The following is a 15,980-nucleotide window of genomic DNA, read 5'->3' on the forward strand; positions in this document are numbered from 1 at the left end:
ACACCCGCTCAGAAGCTCCAGGAGACCGTGTCGTTCATCTGCATCAACGCCAGCAGGACCAGCAGGTCGGCGATGCCCAGGCCGAGGCCCAGGCAGGCGCGTGCGCGCCGGGTCGTGCCCCGCCGCAGGGCGACGCCCGCCAGCACGATGGCGATCGGCCCGAGAACGACGTTGAGGACGAGCAGGCCCAGCAGTCCCAGGACGAAGGACGCGACCGCCATGCCGTCGGCGTCCTGGGCAGCGGTTCGGTGGGGGACCCGGGAGGCGGGGTGCATGGTGGTCAGCCCTCCCGGTGGGTGCGGGCGTGGCGCTCGCGCAGGGCGAAGACGGCGAGCCAGACGGCGATGACGGCACCCCCGGCCACGGAAAAGGTCAGCGGTGCGTGGGCCACGGTGCCCAGGACGACGCCCATCAGCAGAAGCGCGGCGACGAGGAACAGCATGAGTCGGATCCTCCGGACTTCGGGATTCGGTGAACAACTGTAGATACGAGTGTTCACTGACTCTGCAGTCTAAACACTCGCCGCCCGCCGTCGCACTTTGCAATTCCGGAGAACAGTTGTTGACTGCATGGCATGAGTCACACCCTCGGCACCCGGCAGGCCCAGAAGCGGAGGACCCGGCGGGCACTTCTCGACGCGGCGCTGGGGCTGCTCGAGGAACAGAGCCTCGGCAGCCTGGGCCTGCGCGAGGTCACCCGGGCCGCGGGGATCGCCCCGACCGCCTTCTACCGGCACTTCCGCTCGATCGAGGATCTGGGCGTGGCACTGGTCGGGGAGGCGCTCGAGAGCCTGCACCCGTTGATCGGGACGGCGGTGGCCACGACCGGTGACGCCGAGGAGCGCATCGCGCGTGCCGTGGAGCTGATCGCCGGGCATGTGGACCGGTACCCGGCACACATGCGGTTCATCGTCCGCGAGCGGCACGGCGGGGTGCAGGCGGTCCGGGAGGCGATACGCGACCAGCTCGCCCGGTTCGCCGAGGAGGTCGCGAAGGCGCTGGCCGAGGACCCGGTGTCCGCGGGCTGGGGCGAGGACGACCTGCTGATGCTGGCCCAGCTCTACGTCGACCAGATGATCGCCACGGGATGCCTCTTCCTGGAGGCATCGGCACCGGGACCGGCGACAGGACCGGCGGCAGGACCCGGGGAGCGGGAGCGGACGCGGGAGCGCGTGGCACTGACGGCGGCCCGCCGGCTGCGGCTGATCAGCATCGGCCGTCTGCACTGGCTGGACCACCCGGCCGGCAGGGGCACGCCCGGCGGCGGAACGAACGGCGACGGTGCGGCCGGCTGACGTGCCGGCCGCACCGCGAAGGACCGCGTGGAACCGCTCAGCCCAGGCGTACCCGGGCGAGCTGACGGGACTGGGCCACCAGGCGGCCGGTGCTGTCCCAGGCCTCGGCGTCCTCCTCGAGGAAGCCGCCGGCGAGGTTGCGGGTGGTGATCGACACCCGCAGCGGGCCGGGCGCCGGACGGGAGCGGACGTGCACCGTCAGCTCGACCGTGGGGACCCAGCCCTTGAGCCCGAGTTCGAAGGCGGTGGGAGGCAGCGCGTCCACCGCGAGGAGCAGGGAGAGCGGGTCGTGGTCCCGGCCGTCGGCGAGCCCGAACCAGGCTCGCATCTCCCCCTTGCCGGAGGGCTTCCCGAGGGCCCAGCCGAGGGTCGACGGGTCCAGCTTGAGCATCAGCCGGTCCATGATGGCGGAGCTGCCGTCGACGGGGGCCGGTCCGTCCTCGGGGCCGAGGCACTGGTCCATGGGCGGTATCGCGGGCGGCTCGGCCGACGTACGGACGTCGTCGGGGAGGGCGTCCAGGTCGCCGTAGGAGGCCAGGAGGCGGATGCGCTCGACCTCACGGCCCCGGTCGTCCGTCTGGAAGAGGGACGCCTGGCCGGTCGAGAGGGTGCGCCCGGTGCGGACGGTCTGGGTACGGACGACCGCCGGGCCCGGCTGGGAGGCCGTCAGATAGTGCGCGGAGAGGGTGAACGGGTCCGGGTGCGGCAGGGTGTCGGCGAGGGCGCGGCCCAGGACGGCCAGCAGGTATCCGCCGTTGACGGCGCTGATGATCGTCCAGCCGGCGGAGAGATCGGTGTCGTAGACGCCCGGTTCGCGGGGCGTGACCGCGGTGTCGCGGTCGAACTCACTGTCGCCGATGAGGGCCCGGGTGGCCGGGGCAGAGGCTGCTTCTGGCATGGCTGAACAGTACAAGAGTTACCTACTAAGCGGTAGCTTTGGACTCTCCTCCTCCTACTCCTCCTCCCGGACCGTCGAGCGCCGCTGCCACGCGCGGGGCGCCCGCCAGTGGTACCGCAGTGCCAGCAGCCGCAGCGCGAACGCCGTGATCACGGCGAGGGTGCTGGTGAGCGCGTTCAGCGTGTCGAACCGGATGCACAGGGCGACCATGGTGGCGCCGACGAGGGCCGGTACCGCGTACAGGTCGCGGTCCCAGCGCAGCAGCGAGGGCACCTCGTTGGCGAGCACGTCCCGCAGCACACCGCCGCCCACCGCGGTGGCGAGGCCCATGCAGGCGGAGGCGGTCAGGCCGAGCCCGTAGTCGTACGCCTTGACGGTGCCGACGACACAGAACAGACCGAGCCCGGCGGCGTCGAAGAAGTTGACGGCGTTCTGGATGCGCTCCACGTGCGGGTGGAGGAAGAAGACCAGCACCACGGCGAACAGCGGGGTGACGAAGTACCCCAGGTCCGTGAAGGCGGCGGGCGGCACCGCCCCGATGACCACGTCACGGAAGAGACCGCCGCCGAGGGCGGTGACCTCCGCGAGTACGGCGATGCCGAAGACGTCGAGGTTCTTGCGCACGGCCAGCAGGGCGCCCGAGATCGCGAAGACGAAGATGCCGATCAGGTCGAGCGCGTGCAGGAGGGACGGGCTGAAGAGTTGCTGAAGCACCCGCACATTCTTACTCAGCAAGAACCCCTCGCCTTACAAAGCAAGGCGAGGGGCGAGACGAACGTGCTGTCCGTGGATCGATCAGCGGGGCCGGCCGAGGCCTCCGCGGGGCAGACGCTTCCCCGGCCGATCGCCGCTGGATCAGACCCGCGGTCCGGTCGTCCGATGACCGCCGGGCCGGCCGCGAAGGCGCGAACCGATCCGGGCGGGCACCGGGCGGTGACCCGGAGGGTTCCCGGACCACCGGAGGGTTCTGCTCCGTCCGGTGCTCCGGGAATCCGAGAAGCACGGCGGTCCGTCAGCCGGTCCCGGCCGAACCCTTGCCGGACGCGTCCGGCCCCGTGGTGTCGTGGCCCTTCGCGACGGCATCGGCCGTCGGGTCACTCGGGACCTCGACCACTGCGGGTACCTTCTCCTTGACCACCGCGGCGTCCGGCTTGGTCGTCGAGTCGGCCGGCAGGAGCGCGGCGGGAACCTCCGCTTCGCCCTCGGTCCGCTCCACCAGCGCGTCCTCGGTCTTCGTGACGGCCTCGATGCCCGTCGGCCGGGTCCGCGTCAGCTCTCCCGACGCGATCTCGGCGGTGTAGTGGCAGGCCACCCGGTGGCCGCCGCCGATGTCCCGCAGTTCCGGCCGTTCGGTCGCGCACTTCTCGGCCTGGGCCCAGGGGCAGCGGGTGTGGAAGCGGCAGCCGGCGGGCGGGTTCGCCGGGGAGGGCAGGTCGCCGGTGAGCAGGATGCGCTCGCGGCGGTCCTCCACCTCCGGGTCCGGCACCGGCACGGCCGACATCAGGGCCTTGGTGTACGGGTGCTTGGGCTCGGCGTAGAGCGTGTCGCTCGGTGCCTCCTCGACCAGCGAGCCCAGGTACATCACGCCGATCACGTCGGAGATGTGCCGGACGACCGCGAGGTCGTGGGCGATCACCAGGTAGGTCAGGCCGAGTTCCTCCTGGAGTTCCTCCAGGAGGTTGACGACCTGGGCCTGGATCGACACGTCGAGCGCGGAGACCGGCTCGTCGCAGATGATCACGTCCGGTTCGAGGACCAGCGCGCGGGCGATGCCGATGCGCTGGCGCTGGCCGCCGGAGAACTCGTGCGGGTAGCGGGCCAGCGCGTTGGAGGGCAGGCCGACGCGTTCCAGGATCGCCTTGATCTTCTCCCGGCGCTCCTCCTGGTTCTTGCCGATGCCGTGGGCGACCATGCCCTCGGACAGGATCGACTCGATGTTCTGCCGGGGGTTGAGCGAGCCCAGCGGGTCCTGGAAGACCATCTGGAGCCGGCGCCGGAAGCGGCGCATCTCCTCGCCGGGCAGCTTCGCCAGGTCGGTGCCGTCGAGGACGACCGACCCCTCGGTGATGTCCACGAGCCGCAGCACCGACCGCCCGAGGGTGGTCTTGCCGCAGCCGGACTCGCCGACCAGACCGTAGGTCTCGCCGGCCTCGACCTTCAGGGACACCCCGTCCACGGCGTAGACGTGCCCGACCGTACGGTCGAACAGCACGCCCTTCTTGATGGGGAAGTGGACCTTGACGCCGTCCAGTTCGAGCAGGCTCATGCGGGGACCTCCTCGGCCTTCGCGTCGTCGAGTACGGGGTTGACGCACCGCACCTGGTGACCGGCGGCGCGCGGCTCGGTGAGCTGCGGGGTGCCGGTCAGGCAGCCCATCTCGTACCGGTCGCAGCGGGGCGCGAAGGCACAGCCGTCGGCCCAGGCGATGCGGTCGTTGATGGAGCCGCGGATGGGCCTGAGGGCCTCGCCCCGGGGAGCGTCCAGGCGCGGGATGGAGCCCAGCAGTCCGTGCGCGTAGGGGTGGGTCGGGTGGGCGAACAGCTCACGGCGCCCGGCCGACTCCACGGCCTTGCCCGCGTAGAGCACGTTGACCTCGTCGCAGAGGCCGGCGACCACCCCGAGGTCGTGGGTGATCATCAGCAGGGCGGTGCCCTCCTGGTCCACGAGTTCCTTGAGCAGTTCCAGGATCTGGGCCTGGATCGTCACGTCGAGGGCCGTGGTGGGCTCGTCGGCGATGAGCAGGCTGGGGGCGCAGGCCACCGCCATGGCGATCAGCGCGCGCTGGCGCATACCGCCGGAGAGCTGGTGCGGGTACTCCTTGAGCCGCCGGGTCGGGTCGGGGATGCCGACCCGGTCCAGCAGGTGGACGGCCTCCTTGCGGGCGGCCTCCCCCTTCATCCCGCGGTGGCGCTCCAGGATCTCGGTGACCTGCACGCCGATCGGCACGACCGGGTTGAGCGAGGACAGCGGGTCCTGGAAGATCATCGCCATCCTGCTGCCGCGCAGGTCGCGGCGGGCGGACGGGTTCATGGTGAACAGGTCCGTACCGTCGAATTCGGCACGGCCACCGACCGTGACGCCCTTGTGGGGCAGCAGGCCCATCAGGGCCAGGGAGGTGACGGACTTCCCGCAGCCGGACTCGCCGACCAGGCCCACGACCTGGCCCTGGTCGACCTCGAAGGAGACGCCGTCGACCGCCCGGGACTCCTTGCGGCCGCGGCCGCCGAAGGTGACGGTCAGTTCGTCGACAGTGAGCAGAGACATGGTGGTTCAGCCCCTCAGCTTCGGGTCGAGGGCTTCCCGCATGGCCTCGCCGAGGAGGGTGAAGCCGAGGGCGGTGATGATGATGCCGACAGCGGGGTAGACCGCCATCAAGGGCGCGTTGTCGAAGAAGCGCTGCGCCTGGGTGAGCATGACACCCCACTCGGGGATGGCCGGGTCGGGGTTGCCCAGACCCAGGTAGGACAGGGCGGCCGCCTCGATGATCGCGGTGGCCAGGGAGAGCGTGGCCTGCACGATCACCGGGCTGAGCGAGTTGGGGATGATCTGCGAGACCACGATGCGCCGCTTGCGCACGCCCAGGGACTTGGCCGCGAGCACGTAGTCCGCGCCGCCCTGCGCCAGCATGGAGCCGCGCAGCAGCCGGGCGAACACCGGAATCTGGACGACGCCCACGGCGATCATCACGGTGGTCAGTGACTGGCCCATGACGGCGGCGATGGACACGGCGAGCAGCAGCGAGGGCATCGCCAGCATCATGTCGATGAGGCGCATGATGACGGAGTCGATGCGTCGCCCGGTGTCGCCGCCGAGGGTGGCGGCGGCTCCGGAGAGGCCGCCGATCAGGAAGCCGATGATCAGGCCGATCAGCGTGGCGACGACGCCGACGAGCAGCGTCTGGCGGGCGCCGATCAGCATGCGGGAGAACATGTCCCGGCCGAGGTGGTCGAGTCCGAACCAGTTCTCGCCGCGCGGGCCGACGAACTCGCCCCGGTTGGGGAAGACCTCGCCCCGCCAGGTCTGGGCGGTCGCGGCGTACGGCGCGAGGTAGGGCCCGACGATCGCGAGGAGGATGAACAGGGAGATGACGACCGCGCCGATGATCGCCATCTTGCTGCGCTTGAGACGGCGGAATGCCTCACGCCACAGGCTGGCGCCGGTGCCGGTCTCCTTGGTCGCGGTCAGTTCCGCGAGCCGCTGAATCTTTTCGGTCTTGGTGGCGACACTCACGTCAGTACACCCGCACTCTCGGGTCGATGAGGCTGTACGCCACGTCCACCAGCAGGTTGATCAGGACATACACCAGCGCGATGAACATGATGAACCCGACGAGCACGGGATAGTCGCGGCCGTCGATCGCGGTCCGGATGAAGGAACCGATGCCGCCGAAGGAGAACACGGACTCGGTCAGGACGGCGCCGGACAGCAGGGAACCGGTGAGCAGGCCGACCGCGGTCACCACGGGGAGCATCGCGTTGCGCAGCACGTGGCGGCTGCGCACGACGCTCCGCTTGAGGCCCTTGGCCTCGGCGGTGCGGACGTAGTCCTCGTCCTGCACCTCGAGGACGCTGGCGCGGGTCATGCGCACGATGACGGCGAGCGGGATGGAGGCCAGGGCGACGGCGGGCAGGATCAGGTGCATGATCGCGTCCCAGGCGGCGTCGAGTTCCCCGGTGAGTACGCCGTCCAGGACGGCGAATCCGGTCACGCTCGTGGCGTTGATGCCGGTGTCCTGACGTCCGTAGCTGGGGAAGATCCCGAGCTCGACGGCAAAGATCTGCTTGAGGATCAGGGCCAGGAAGAAGACCGGGATACAGATGCCGACGAGCGATCCGGAGACCGCGGTGACGTCGAGCCAGCCGCCGCGGTGGCGGGCGGCAAGGTAGCCGAGCGGGATGCCGACGGCTACGGCGATGAGGATCCCCAGGAGGGCCAGCTCCACCGTCGCGGGGAAGCGCAGGACGAACTCGTCCCACACCGGCTGTCCGGTCTGGGTGCTGGTACCCAGGTCGAGTTCGGCGATGCGCTTGAGGAAGCGCCAGTACTGGACGTAGACGGGCTGGTCCAGCCCGAGCGCACGGTTGATGCGCGCCACTTCGGCCTCGGTGGCCTTTTCCCCCAGGATCGCTGAGGCGGGTCCGCCGGGCAGCCGGTCGAGCCACAGGAAGAGCAGAACCGACAGGCCGAGCAGCGTGGGTATGAGCTGGAGCAGTCTTCGTACGACGAGACGCAGCACCCCGCATGCCCCTTTCTTACGTGATGTGTGACATGAACGGACCCGCCCGGCCGCCGAGTTGCGACGGCCGGGCGGACTCCTTGTGCTTGGGTGACTACTGCTCGCCTACTTGAACGAGGTCTCGGCGAAGACTTCCTGCGTCAGCGGGGAGACGTTCGGCGGGTTCACGTTCTTGGCGAAGGCGATGGCCGGCGGGGAGGACGAGACCGGGACACCGGGCAGGTAGTCCATGATGACCTCGTTGGCCTTCGTGTACGCGGCCACGCGCTCCTCGTGGTTGCCGAGCTTGGAGCCGGCGTTCACGGCGTCGAAGACCTTCTTGTCCTTGAAGCCCCACTGCTTGTCGTACCCGGCGAACCAGGTGCCGATGAAGTTGAAGCCGTCGTTGAAGTCACCGGTCCAGCCGAGCATGTGCAGGTCGCAGGAGCCTGCCTCGGTGGCGTCCAGGTAGTCCGGGGCCCACTTCATCGCCTTCGGCGTGACGGTGATGCCGGACTTCTCCAGGTCGGCCTTCATCAGCTCGAACAGGTCCTGCGGGGCAGGCATGTACGGGCGGGTGACCTCGGTCGGGTAGCAGAAGTCGACCTTCAGCTTCTCCTGGCCGGCCTTCTTGAGGAGCTTCTTGGCAGCGGCCGTGTCGTACGGGTACTGCTTGACGTCCTTGGAGTAGCCCTCGATCGTGTCGGGCATGAACTGGTCGGCGACCTTGCCGCCCTCGGGCAGCTGGGTCTTGACCAGGTTCTCCCGGTCGATCGACTGCGCGATGGCCTGGCGGACTTCCTTCTTCTTGAGCGCGGGGTTGGCCTCCTGGCTCATGCCCACGTAGAAGAGGTTGAAGACGCCACGGGTCGGGACGCCGTAACCCTGGTCCTCGAGGGTCTTGACGTCGGCCGGAGCGACGAGGTCGTAGCCGTCGATGTCACCGGCCTGGAGCGCCTGACGGCGGCCCTCTTCGGTGTCGATGGTGCGGAAGACCAGGTTCTTGATCTTGGCCTTGTCGCCCCAGTAGCCGTCGAAGCGCTCAAGGGAGACTTCCTTGTTGCCCTTGTTCCACTTCGTGATCTTGTACGGGCCGGTACCGGCGACCGTGCCGGCCTTCTGGCTGTACTCGGGGTACGTGATGGCGTCGCCCTTGGCGGAGGCGTCCTGCTTCTTGTACTCCTCGAGGGCCTTCGGCGAGTGGATCGCCAGGGCCTGGAGGGAGAAGCCGCCGGGGAGGTTGGCGGAAGGCTTCTTGACCTCGATGACGGCGGTGTTGTCGTCCTTCGCGGTGCAGGACTTGTAGTTCGCCTCGGGCGTTTCCTTGTCCTCGTTCTTCGCGAAGCCGCCCATGATGGACTGCCAGTAGTACGAGACCGCGCTGGACTGGTAGGTGCCCGTCCAGTTGAACCAGTGGTCGTAGTTGGCGCAGACGGCCGCGGCGTTGAACGCCTCGCCGTCGTGGAACTTCACGCCCTTGCGGAGGTCGAAGGTCCAGACGGTGCCCTCGTCGTTGCTCGACCACTTCTCGGCGAGACCGCCGACGAGCTCGCTGCCGCCCGACTCGTGCTCCAGAAGCGCCTCGAAGGCCTGCCGCGTCACGCGGAAGGTTTCACCGTCGCTCGCCAGGGCAGGATCGAGGGAGCCCGGGTCACCGGCACCGGCGAAGACGAAGGTGTCCTTCTCGCCGTCGCTCTTGTTGTCAGTGTCCCGTTCGCTGGAGCAGCCCGTGGCGATCAGACCGACCGCCACCGCGGCCGTGATCGCCCGAGCGACTCGGGACTTGGGTATGCGCATATTGGGGCCACTCCGGGTCCGCTATGTGGATGCATCTTGACCGGCCGAACACTACAGATGTTCACAGCGAGTCGAGAACAGTCCGGATAGCGGTGATACCCACCTGAGATCTGAACAGTTGACATAAGGGACGGTTCAGGCGTCCCCTCGTCATGAATTAACCGTTCAGACACATCTGACAACTCGTCAGCAACCTCGAAGAGGGCGTCGGGCAGCGTGAAGAACGGGTGAAACCGCAGGTGACAGGCGGTCGACCGGTCATAGCTGAGCGCACATGGCCGAAAATCTGACGCGAAATCAGCACCCGGGGGCGGAGCCGGTACTCCTCGCCTGCCCGTGTGTCCATTCCGCGGACACCGTCACGCTGAGTCAGCACAGAGGGTGCGGTCGAGTCCTTCCGGACCGGCCTCTCGCGCATACGCCCCGGTCAGCGCCAGGGCCTGTCCGGCGGATCAAGTCGGAGGTGACTGGCGGTATCTCTCCCGCTGGGCCGAGCGGGGGCTGGTGCGTTCAGCCGCAAGGCGGAGGAGGGCGTCGACGCGATGGGGCCCCACTCGAGCGCAGTCGAGAGCGGGGGAGCCGGCGACCGACGGCAACTCCGCTGGGGGCTCCCTCCGCTCGAAGAGCTCCAGGGAGGGCGTGCCGGCCCCCGCGTCTTTGGCACGATCCGCCGGTCGGGCCCTAACGCGCGGGCGGGTAGCCGGAGCCCGCGGCGGGAGGCGCAGCGGCGCCGTGCGCCTCGCGGTCGTAGAACGGGCGGGCGTTGGCCCGCAGCCACATCGTGACCGGGTCGTGTTCGTCGGACATCGCGACGGTCGACACGGGGAGCCCGTCCGGGACCGCGCCGAGGGACTGCTGCATCATCGCGCGCACCGCGTCCACGGCCGGCGGCGACGTGTCGTACACGTCCAGGCCGACGGCGAGATACGGGGCGCCGAGCGACGGCTGCACCCAGGCGCGGCGCAGCGAGCGGACGGCGGGGGTGCGGTGCGCGTTCTGCGCGAGCAGGGCGTAGAACTGCGGGATCGCGATGGCGGGTTCGGACAGCCGCAGGGGTCCGGCGGGCTGGCGGTCCAGCCCGGTGGCGAGCCGGCGCAGATCGAGCCAGGGGATGCCGAGGCCGCCGCCGGGGGCGTGCGGATTGAGCCAGAGTCCGTAGCGGTCGGGGTAGAGGGTACGGGCGGCGTCGATGCCGTCGACGACCTCGTAGGACCGGTTCCAGCCGCTGGCGGACAGCTCCTGGGCGGAGGTGACGCAGGGCGCGTAGCCGAAGCCGTCGACCTCCATGTTCCCGTACTGGGCGTCCGGGGAGCCGGCCTGGCCGTGCCACAGCAGCATCCAGACGTGACCGGAGGAGGGGGTCGCGAGCGCGCGCAGCAACGCCTCATAGGCGTCGTAACGCCCGGGTGTCACCTGGCGCAGCATGTGCTCGACCTGCCCGGCCGCCGCGGTGCCAGCGCTCACTTTGTATCGCCCCTCCGTGCCACCCGTACAACGCCCTCGCCCGAGCCGATGAACCTAGCTTAAGCGCCTCCCGGCGCCGGGGAGCTCCGCCGGTCGGCGACCGGTCTCCGGCAGCGCTGCGGCCTTCTCACCGCTGTCCCTGGTAGAAGGGGCGGACGCGGTCGCGCATCCACTGGCCGACCGGGTCCTGGGCCACGTCCAGGAGGACGAGGTTGACGGGCCACCTCACCGGCTCGCGGCCCAGTGCGCGGCCCAGCGCGTCCGTCGGCGCGGCCCGCAGGTCGCCCTCGGTCCGGGACAGTCCGGCGGGGGCCAGTTCGACGCCGACGAACAGCACCGGGTCGGCCGTCTCGATCTCGGCGAGGCAGCGGCGGGCGGTGGTCACGACGCCGAGGGCGTCGAACTCCGCGGAGGCGGCGGCGAGGAAGTCCACCGGGTCGTCCTGCCAGTCGGGTTCGAACAGCTTGACCCGGCCGCCGCTCGCGGGGCCGTCCAGCGGGCCGCGTCCGGCGCGGCACAGGGCGGCGACGGCGGGAGGCGGCAGCGGGAGGCCGACCACTCCCCCGGGGTTCACGGCGATCCCGGCCTGCGGCGGCAGACCGCGCGCGAACTCCACCGCGGGCGCGACGGTGAACGACATGTGGGTGCCGACGACCTGACGGAACTGTTCCTCGGAGCTGAAGACCGGTACGTACGCCTGGCCGTCGATCTCCGTCGTGGGCAGGTCCAGCGGGCCGCTGTCCGGTCCGCCGCCGTTGGGCAGCGGTATCCACAGATGGCTGCGGCCCAGCACCTCGATGATCCGGCCGTCGGCCGAGGGGACGCCGAGGGAGGTGGAGAGCACCTCCTCCAGCTCGTTGCCGGGCCATCCGCCGTGCGGGTGGGGGTGAGTCTGTGCCGGGAAGTCCGCGGAGAAGCCCGCCGGGAAGTCCATCTGCCTACCGCCTGCCTGGGACCACTGCTGTGGCTGGAAAGGCTAACCGCTGCCGCACCCCGGCGCGCGGCCCGTCCACCGGCCGGCGGCCCCGTGGAGCCGACGGCCCCGTGGAGCCGGCGGCCCGTGATCAGTCCGCGAACTCGATGCGGTGCAGCGCGTCCGCCGCGTCGCGGTCGGCCAGGACCGCCGAGCCGCAGCCCGCGGGCAGGTCGCCGCGCGTCACGGACGTCAGCAGCCGGTCGATGGCGGTGCGGTGGCGCCGGAAGGCGTACCGGGAGACCCCGCGGCCGCGCTCGCGCTGGCCGTCCAGGGCCTGCTCCGGGGGGACGTCGAGCAGCAGCAGATGCAGGACCGCGCCCCGGCGGCGGGCCTCGCGGGCCAGCCAGCGGCGCACCCAGGCCTGTGTGCCGCAGTCGTGGACGACGACGCCCTCGCCGGTGCGCAGGGCGCGCCGCAGTCCGGTGTAGTGGGCGAGGCGGACCAGGGGCCGGTAGACCGCGTACGGCAGGAGGCGCGGCATGCCGCGGTCCCAGCGGTCCCGGGTGTCCTGCGAGTCGATGCGGGTGCCGCGCGCCGCGCGCCGCATGAGGGTGGACTTTCCGCTGCCGGGCAGTCCGGTGACCACGACGAGGTCGCGGCGGCCGAAGAGCAGGGCGTGCGGGCTGCGGCCGGCGCGCTCGCGCAGGTCCCGGACGGCCGGCGCGGGCAGGGCGGCGCAGGCCTCCCGGGCCGAGGGGGCCTGATGCTCGGGCAGCGCGACGCCCGTGGTGGCGGCGTACGCCGTGGCCTTGTTCACCGTGAGTCCTCCCCTGGGGGCGGTCCGGCCCTGTGGCCAGGTACCGGACCGTCTCCCCGCCGAGTGTAAAGGGACGGTAACGCCGAGGGCTTCCGGATTCCTTCCCTTTCCCGATACAGGCCTGTCACAGCCGTCCGTGAACACCCGAGCACCCTGCGCTTCCTCTCGGAAGGCTCCCCCTGCCGCGGCCCGGCGATGCGTGCAATGATGTGGGCGCCAACTGCATACCGGCCGTTTGAATCCGCGCGGGAGAGTCCCCGGCACCGTTGCCGCCGGGGCGCCGAAGGAGCAAGTCCCTCCCTTGAATCTCTCAGGCACCGTTACCGCGTGGGCGAGGCACATCTGAAAAGCGGGCCGCCGCGCGTGTTTCCGGCGGCTCCACCCAAGGTGCAAACCGTGGTCGTCCCCTGCGCGGGCGGTCATGGCGAACCTCTCAGGTTCCGATGACAGATGGGGAGGAACGACCTCGCCTGTCCTGCCCTGGGAGACCGACCGATGAGCAGTACCGAACCCCGCCGGACCGCACTGGACGCCCTGCATCGTTCGCTCGGCGCCACGATGACCGATTTCGCCGGCTGGGACATGCCCCTGCGCTACGGCTCCGAACGCGACGAGCACAACGCCGTGCGCACGAGGGCCGGCCTCTTCGACCTCTCCCACATGGGCGAGATCACCGTCACCGGCCCGCAGGCGGCCCGGTTCCTCGACCACGCGCTGGTCGGCAACATCGGGACCGTCAAGCCCGGCCGCGCCCGCTACACCATGATCTGCCGCGAGGACGGCGGCATCCTGGACGACCTGATCGTCTACCGGCTCGAGGACACCGGGGCCGGTTCCCCTCACGCCGGTTCTCCTCACGCCGGTTCCCCTCACGCCGGTTCTCCTCACTACATGGTGGTCGCGAACGCCTCCAACGCCCAGGTGGTGCTGGACGCGCTGGTGGAGCGGTCGGCCGGCTTCGACGCCGAGGTCCGTGACGACCGCGACGCGTACGCGCTGCTCGCGGTGCAGGGCCCCGAGTCCCCCGGCATCCTCCAGTCCCTGACCGACTCCGACCTCGACAACCTGAAGTACTACGCCGGACTGCCCGGCACGGTCGCGGGCGTCCCCGCGCTGATCGCCCGTACCGGTTACACCGGCGAGGACGGCTTCGAGCTGTTCGTGAAGCCGGAGCACGCGGTCGGGCTGTGGCAGGCGCTGACCGAGGCGGGCGGGGGCGCCGGGCTGGTCCCGTGCGGGCTGTCCTGCCGGGACACGCTGCGCCTGGAGGCCGGCATGCCGCTGTACGGCAACGAGCTGAGCACCTCCCTGACGCCGTTCGACGCCGGGTTCGGCCGGGTGGTGAAGTTCGAGAAGGAGGGCGACTTCGTGGGCCGCGCCGCCCTGGCCGAGGCCGCCGCCCGCGTCGAGGCGGCCCCGCCCCGCGCCCTGGTCGGCCTGGTCGCCGAGGGCCGCCGGATCCCGCGCGCCGGGTACGCGGTGGTCGCCGGCGGCGAGGTGATCGGCGAGGTCACCTCCGGCGCGCCCTCCCCGACGCTGGGCCGGCCGATCGCGATGGCGTACGTCGACGTGGCGCACGCGACGCCGGGCACGGAGGGCGTCGGCGTGGACATCCGCGGCAGCCACGAGCCGTACGAGGTCGTGGCACTGCCCTTCTACAAGCGGCAGAAGTGACACCGTCGTAGACGACCCCGGCGCGGCCTTCCGGGCTTTCGCACGTCGTCGTCCGGCGGCGCCGGGTGCCGTACGACGGCGCAGGTTGCCGTAGTTTCCGACTCATCAGCACATCCCCCGCGTACAGGAGAATCCAGGTCATGAGCAACCCCCAGCAGCTGCGTTACAGCAAGGAACACGAGTGGCTGTCGGCCGCCGAGGACGGTGTCTCGACGGTCGGCATCACCGAGCACGCGGCCAACGCGCTCGGCGACGTCGTGTTCGTCCAGCTTCCCGAGGTCGGTGACACCGTGACCGCGGGCGAGACCTGCGGCGAACTGGAGTCGACCAAGTCGGTCAGCGACCTGTACTGCCCGGTCACCGGCGAGGTCACCGAGATCAACGAGGACGTGGTGAACGACCCGTCGCTGGTGAACTCGGCCCCCTTCGAGGGCGGCTGGCTGTTCCGGGTGCGGACCGGCGAGGAGCCGGCCGACCTGCTCTCCGCCGCCGAGTACGACGCCTTCGTCCAGGGCTGAGGAGGCCGTACCCGCATGTCGCTTCTGAACACCCCCCTGCACGAGCTCGACCCCGACGTCGCCGCCGCGGTCGACGCCGAGCTGCACCGCCAGCAGTCCACCCTCGAGATGATCGCCTCGGAGAACTTCGCCCCGGTCGCGGTGATGGAGGCCCAGGGCACGGTCCTCACCAACAAGTACGCCGAGGGCTACCCCGGCCGCCGCTACTACGGCGGCTGCGAGCACGTCGACGTGATCGAGCAGATCGCCATCGACCGGGTCAAGGAGCTGTTCGGCGCCGAGCACGCCAATGTGCAGCCGCACTCGGGCGCGCAGGCCAACGCCGCCGCGATGTTCGCGCTGCTCAAGCCCGGTGACACGATCATGGGCCTGAACCTCGCGCACGGCGGGCACCTGACCCACGGCATGAAGATCAACTTCTCCGGCAAGCTCTACGACGTCGTCGCCTACCACGTCGGCGACGACGGCCGGGTCGACATGGCCGAGGTCGAGCGGCTGGCCAAGGAGAGCAGGCCGAAGCTGATCGTCGCCGGCTGGTCGGCGTACCCGCGGCAGCTGGACTTCGCCGAGTTCCGCCGGATCGCGGACGAGGTCGGCGCGTACCTGATGGTCGACATGGCGCACTTCGCCGGTCTGGTCGCGGCGGGCCTGCACCCGAACCCGGTCCCGCACGCCCACGTCGTCACCACGACCACGCACAAGACGCTCGGCGGCCCGCGCGGCGGCGTGATCCTCTCCACGGCCGAGCTGGCCAAGAAGATCAACTCCGCGGTCTTCCCCGGCCAGCAGGGCGGCCCGCTGGAGCACGTGGTCGCGGCCAAGGCGGTCGCCTTCAAGGTCGCGGCGTCCGAGGAGTTCAAGGACCGCCAGCGCCGCACCCTGGAGGGCTCCCGCATCCTGGCCGAGCGCCTGGTCCGGGACGACGTCAAGGCCGTGGGCGTGGACGTGCTGTCCGGCGGTACGGACGTGCACCTGGTCCTGGTCGACCTGCGCGACTCCGAGCTGGACGGGCAGCAGGCCGAGGACCGGCTCCACGAGGTCGGCATCACCGTCAACCGCAACGCGATCCCGAACGACCCGCGCCCCCCGATGGTCACCTCGGGTCTGCGGATCGGCACGCCCGCCCTGGCCACCCGCGGCTTCACGGCCGAGGACTTCGCCGAGGTCGCGGACGTGATCGCCGAGGCGCTGAAGCCGTCCTACGACGTCGAGGCGCTCCGGGCGCGGGTCACGGCTCTCGCCGAGAAGCACCCGCTGTATCCCGGTCTGCAGTAATTTCGTACGCTTTCATTCGTACGGACGTCCGGGGCACCGCGCACACTGGGTCAGTGAGCGCGGTGCCCCGCACCATGCACCGCACACGCGACATCCCCTCCCCGATCCCTCT

16 protein-coding genes and 1 riboswitch are annotated in these 15,980 nt (G+C 70.5%); of the genes, 4 read left to right on the top strand and 12 right to left on the bottom strand.

Annotated features, from left to right (window positions below):
* Positions 1–8: 8 nt before the first annotated feature.
* Both ACFWVE_RS08175 and ACFWVE_RS08180 read right to left on the bottom strand, forming a co-directional pair.
* Positions 9–275 carry a DUF4190 domain-containing protein gene (locus tag ACFWVE_RS08175; RefSeq protein WP_384009428.1) on the bottom strand — a complete coding sequence of 89 codons (267 nt, stop codon included), beginning with the start codon at positions 273–275 and terminating at the stop codon, positions 9–11.
* A gap of 5 nt (positions 276–280) precedes the next feature.
* Positions 281–442, bottom strand: a complete 162-nt coding sequence (locus ACFWVE_RS08180; protein ID WP_384009430.1) for a hypothetical protein — start codon at positions 440–442, stop codon at positions 281–283.
* A 132-nt stretch (positions 443–574) separates the two neighbouring features.
* Here ACFWVE_RS08180 and ACFWVE_RS08185 point away from each other — a divergent pair, with 132 nt between their 5' ends.
* On the top strand, positions 575–1,294 hold the full coding sequence (locus ACFWVE_RS08185; protein WP_384009432.1) for a TetR family transcriptional regulator: 720 nt from the start codon (positions 575–577) through the stop codon (positions 1,292–1,294).
* 37 nt (positions 1,295–1,331) lie between these two features.
* Here ACFWVE_RS08185 and ACFWVE_RS08190 read toward each other — a convergent pair whose 3' ends face one another.
* The 10 genes from ACFWVE_RS08190 to ACFWVE_RS08235 all read right to left on the bottom strand — a co-directional run bounded on the left by ACFWVE_RS08190 (position 1,332) and on the right by ACFWVE_RS08235 (position 12,401).
* Entirely contained in the window at positions 1,332–2,192 is an 861-nt protein-coding gene (locus ACFWVE_RS08190) for a thioesterase family protein (protein ID WP_384009434.1), read from the bottom strand.
* Positions 2,193–2,246: 54 nt separating this feature from the next.
* Positions 2,247–2,906: a trimeric intracellular cation channel family protein gene (locus tag ACFWVE_RS08195; protein WP_384009483.1), complete on the bottom strand. Its 660-nt coding sequence runs from the start codon at positions 2,904–2,906 to the stop codon at positions 2,247–2,249.
* 298 nt (positions 2,907–3,204) lie between these two features.
* Positions 3,205–4,458 carry an ABC transporter ATP-binding protein gene (locus tag ACFWVE_RS08200; protein ID WP_384009436.1) on the bottom strand — a complete coding sequence of 418 codons (1,254 nt, stop codon included), beginning with the start codon at positions 4,456–4,458 and terminating at the stop codon, positions 3,205–3,207.
* A complete protein-coding gene (locus ACFWVE_RS08205; RefSeq protein WP_384009438.1) occupies positions 4,455–5,456 on the bottom strand; it encodes an ABC transporter ATP-binding protein in 1,002 nt (333 codons plus the stop codon). Before ACFWVE_RS08205 ends, ACFWVE_RS08200 begins: the two co-directional genes overlap by 4 nt.
* 6 nt (positions 5,457–5,462) lie before the next feature.
* Positions 5,463–6,422 carry an ABC transporter permease gene (locus tag ACFWVE_RS08210; RefSeq protein ID WP_384009440.1) on the bottom strand — a complete coding sequence of 320 codons (960 nt, stop codon included), beginning with the start codon at positions 6,420–6,422 and terminating at the stop codon, positions 5,463–5,465.
* 1 nt (position 6,423) lies between these two features.
* Positions 6,424–7,428: an ABC transporter permease gene (locus ACFWVE_RS08215; RefSeq protein ID WP_384009442.1), complete on the bottom strand. Its 1,005-nt coding sequence runs from the start codon at positions 7,426–7,428 to the stop codon at positions 6,424–6,426.
* 105 nt (positions 7,429–7,533) lie between these two features.
* Entirely contained in the window at positions 7,534–9,204 is a 1,671-nt protein-coding gene (locus ACFWVE_RS08220; RefSeq protein WP_384009444.1) for an ABC transporter substrate-binding protein, read from the bottom strand.
* A gap of 681 nt (positions 9,205–9,885) precedes the next feature.
* Positions 9,886–10,629: an enhanced serine sensitivity protein SseB C-terminal domain-containing protein gene (locus ACFWVE_RS08225; RefSeq protein ID WP_384009485.1), complete on the bottom strand. Its 744-nt coding sequence runs from the start codon at positions 10,627–10,629 to the stop codon at positions 9,886–9,888.
* A gap of 166 nt (positions 10,630–10,795) precedes the next feature.
* Positions 10,796–11,602: an enhanced serine sensitivity protein SseB gene (locus ACFWVE_RS08230; protein WP_384009446.1), complete on the bottom strand. Its 807-nt coding sequence runs from the start codon at positions 11,600–11,602 to the stop codon at positions 10,796–10,798.
* 130 nt (positions 11,603–11,732) lie between these two features.
* Complete coding sequence (locus tag ACFWVE_RS08235) at positions 11,733–12,401, bottom strand: AAA family ATPase (protein ID WP_384009449.1); 669 nt, start codon at positions 12,399–12,401, stop codon at positions 11,733–11,735.
* Positions 12,402–12,637: 236 nt separating this feature from the next.
* Positions 12,638–12,737, top strand: a riboswitch (glycine riboswitch).
* Positions 12,738–12,896: 159 nt separating this feature from the next.
* On the opposite strand from ACFWVE_RS08235, the gene gcvT reads away from it, so the two are divergent.
* The 3 genes from gcvT (at position 12,897) to glyA (ending at position 15,868) form a co-directional block, all read left to right on the top strand.
* A complete protein-coding gene (gcvT, locus tag ACFWVE_RS08240; RefSeq protein WP_384009451.1) occupies positions 12,897–14,075 on the top strand; it encodes a glycine cleavage system aminomethyltransferase GcvT in 1,179 nt (392 codons plus the stop codon).
* A gap of 140 nt (positions 14,076–14,215) precedes the next feature.
* Complete coding sequence (gene gcvH, locus ACFWVE_RS08245) at positions 14,216–14,593, top strand: glycine cleavage system protein GcvH (RefSeq protein WP_042167847.1); 378 nt, start codon at positions 14,216–14,218, stop codon at positions 14,591–14,593.
* A 15-nt stretch (positions 14,594–14,608) separates the two neighbouring features.
* Positions 14,609–15,868, top strand: a complete 1,260-nt coding sequence (glyA, locus tag ACFWVE_RS08250) for a serine hydroxymethyltransferase (RefSeq protein ID WP_384009454.1) — start codon at positions 14,609–14,611, stop codon at positions 15,866–15,868.
* Positions 15,869–15,980: the final 112 nt, after the last annotated feature.

Source organism: Streptomyces sp. NPDC058632 (assembly GCF_042717095.1).
Taxonomy (GTDB): Bacteria; Actinomycetota; Actinomycetes; order Streptomycetales; family Streptomycetaceae; genus Streptomyces.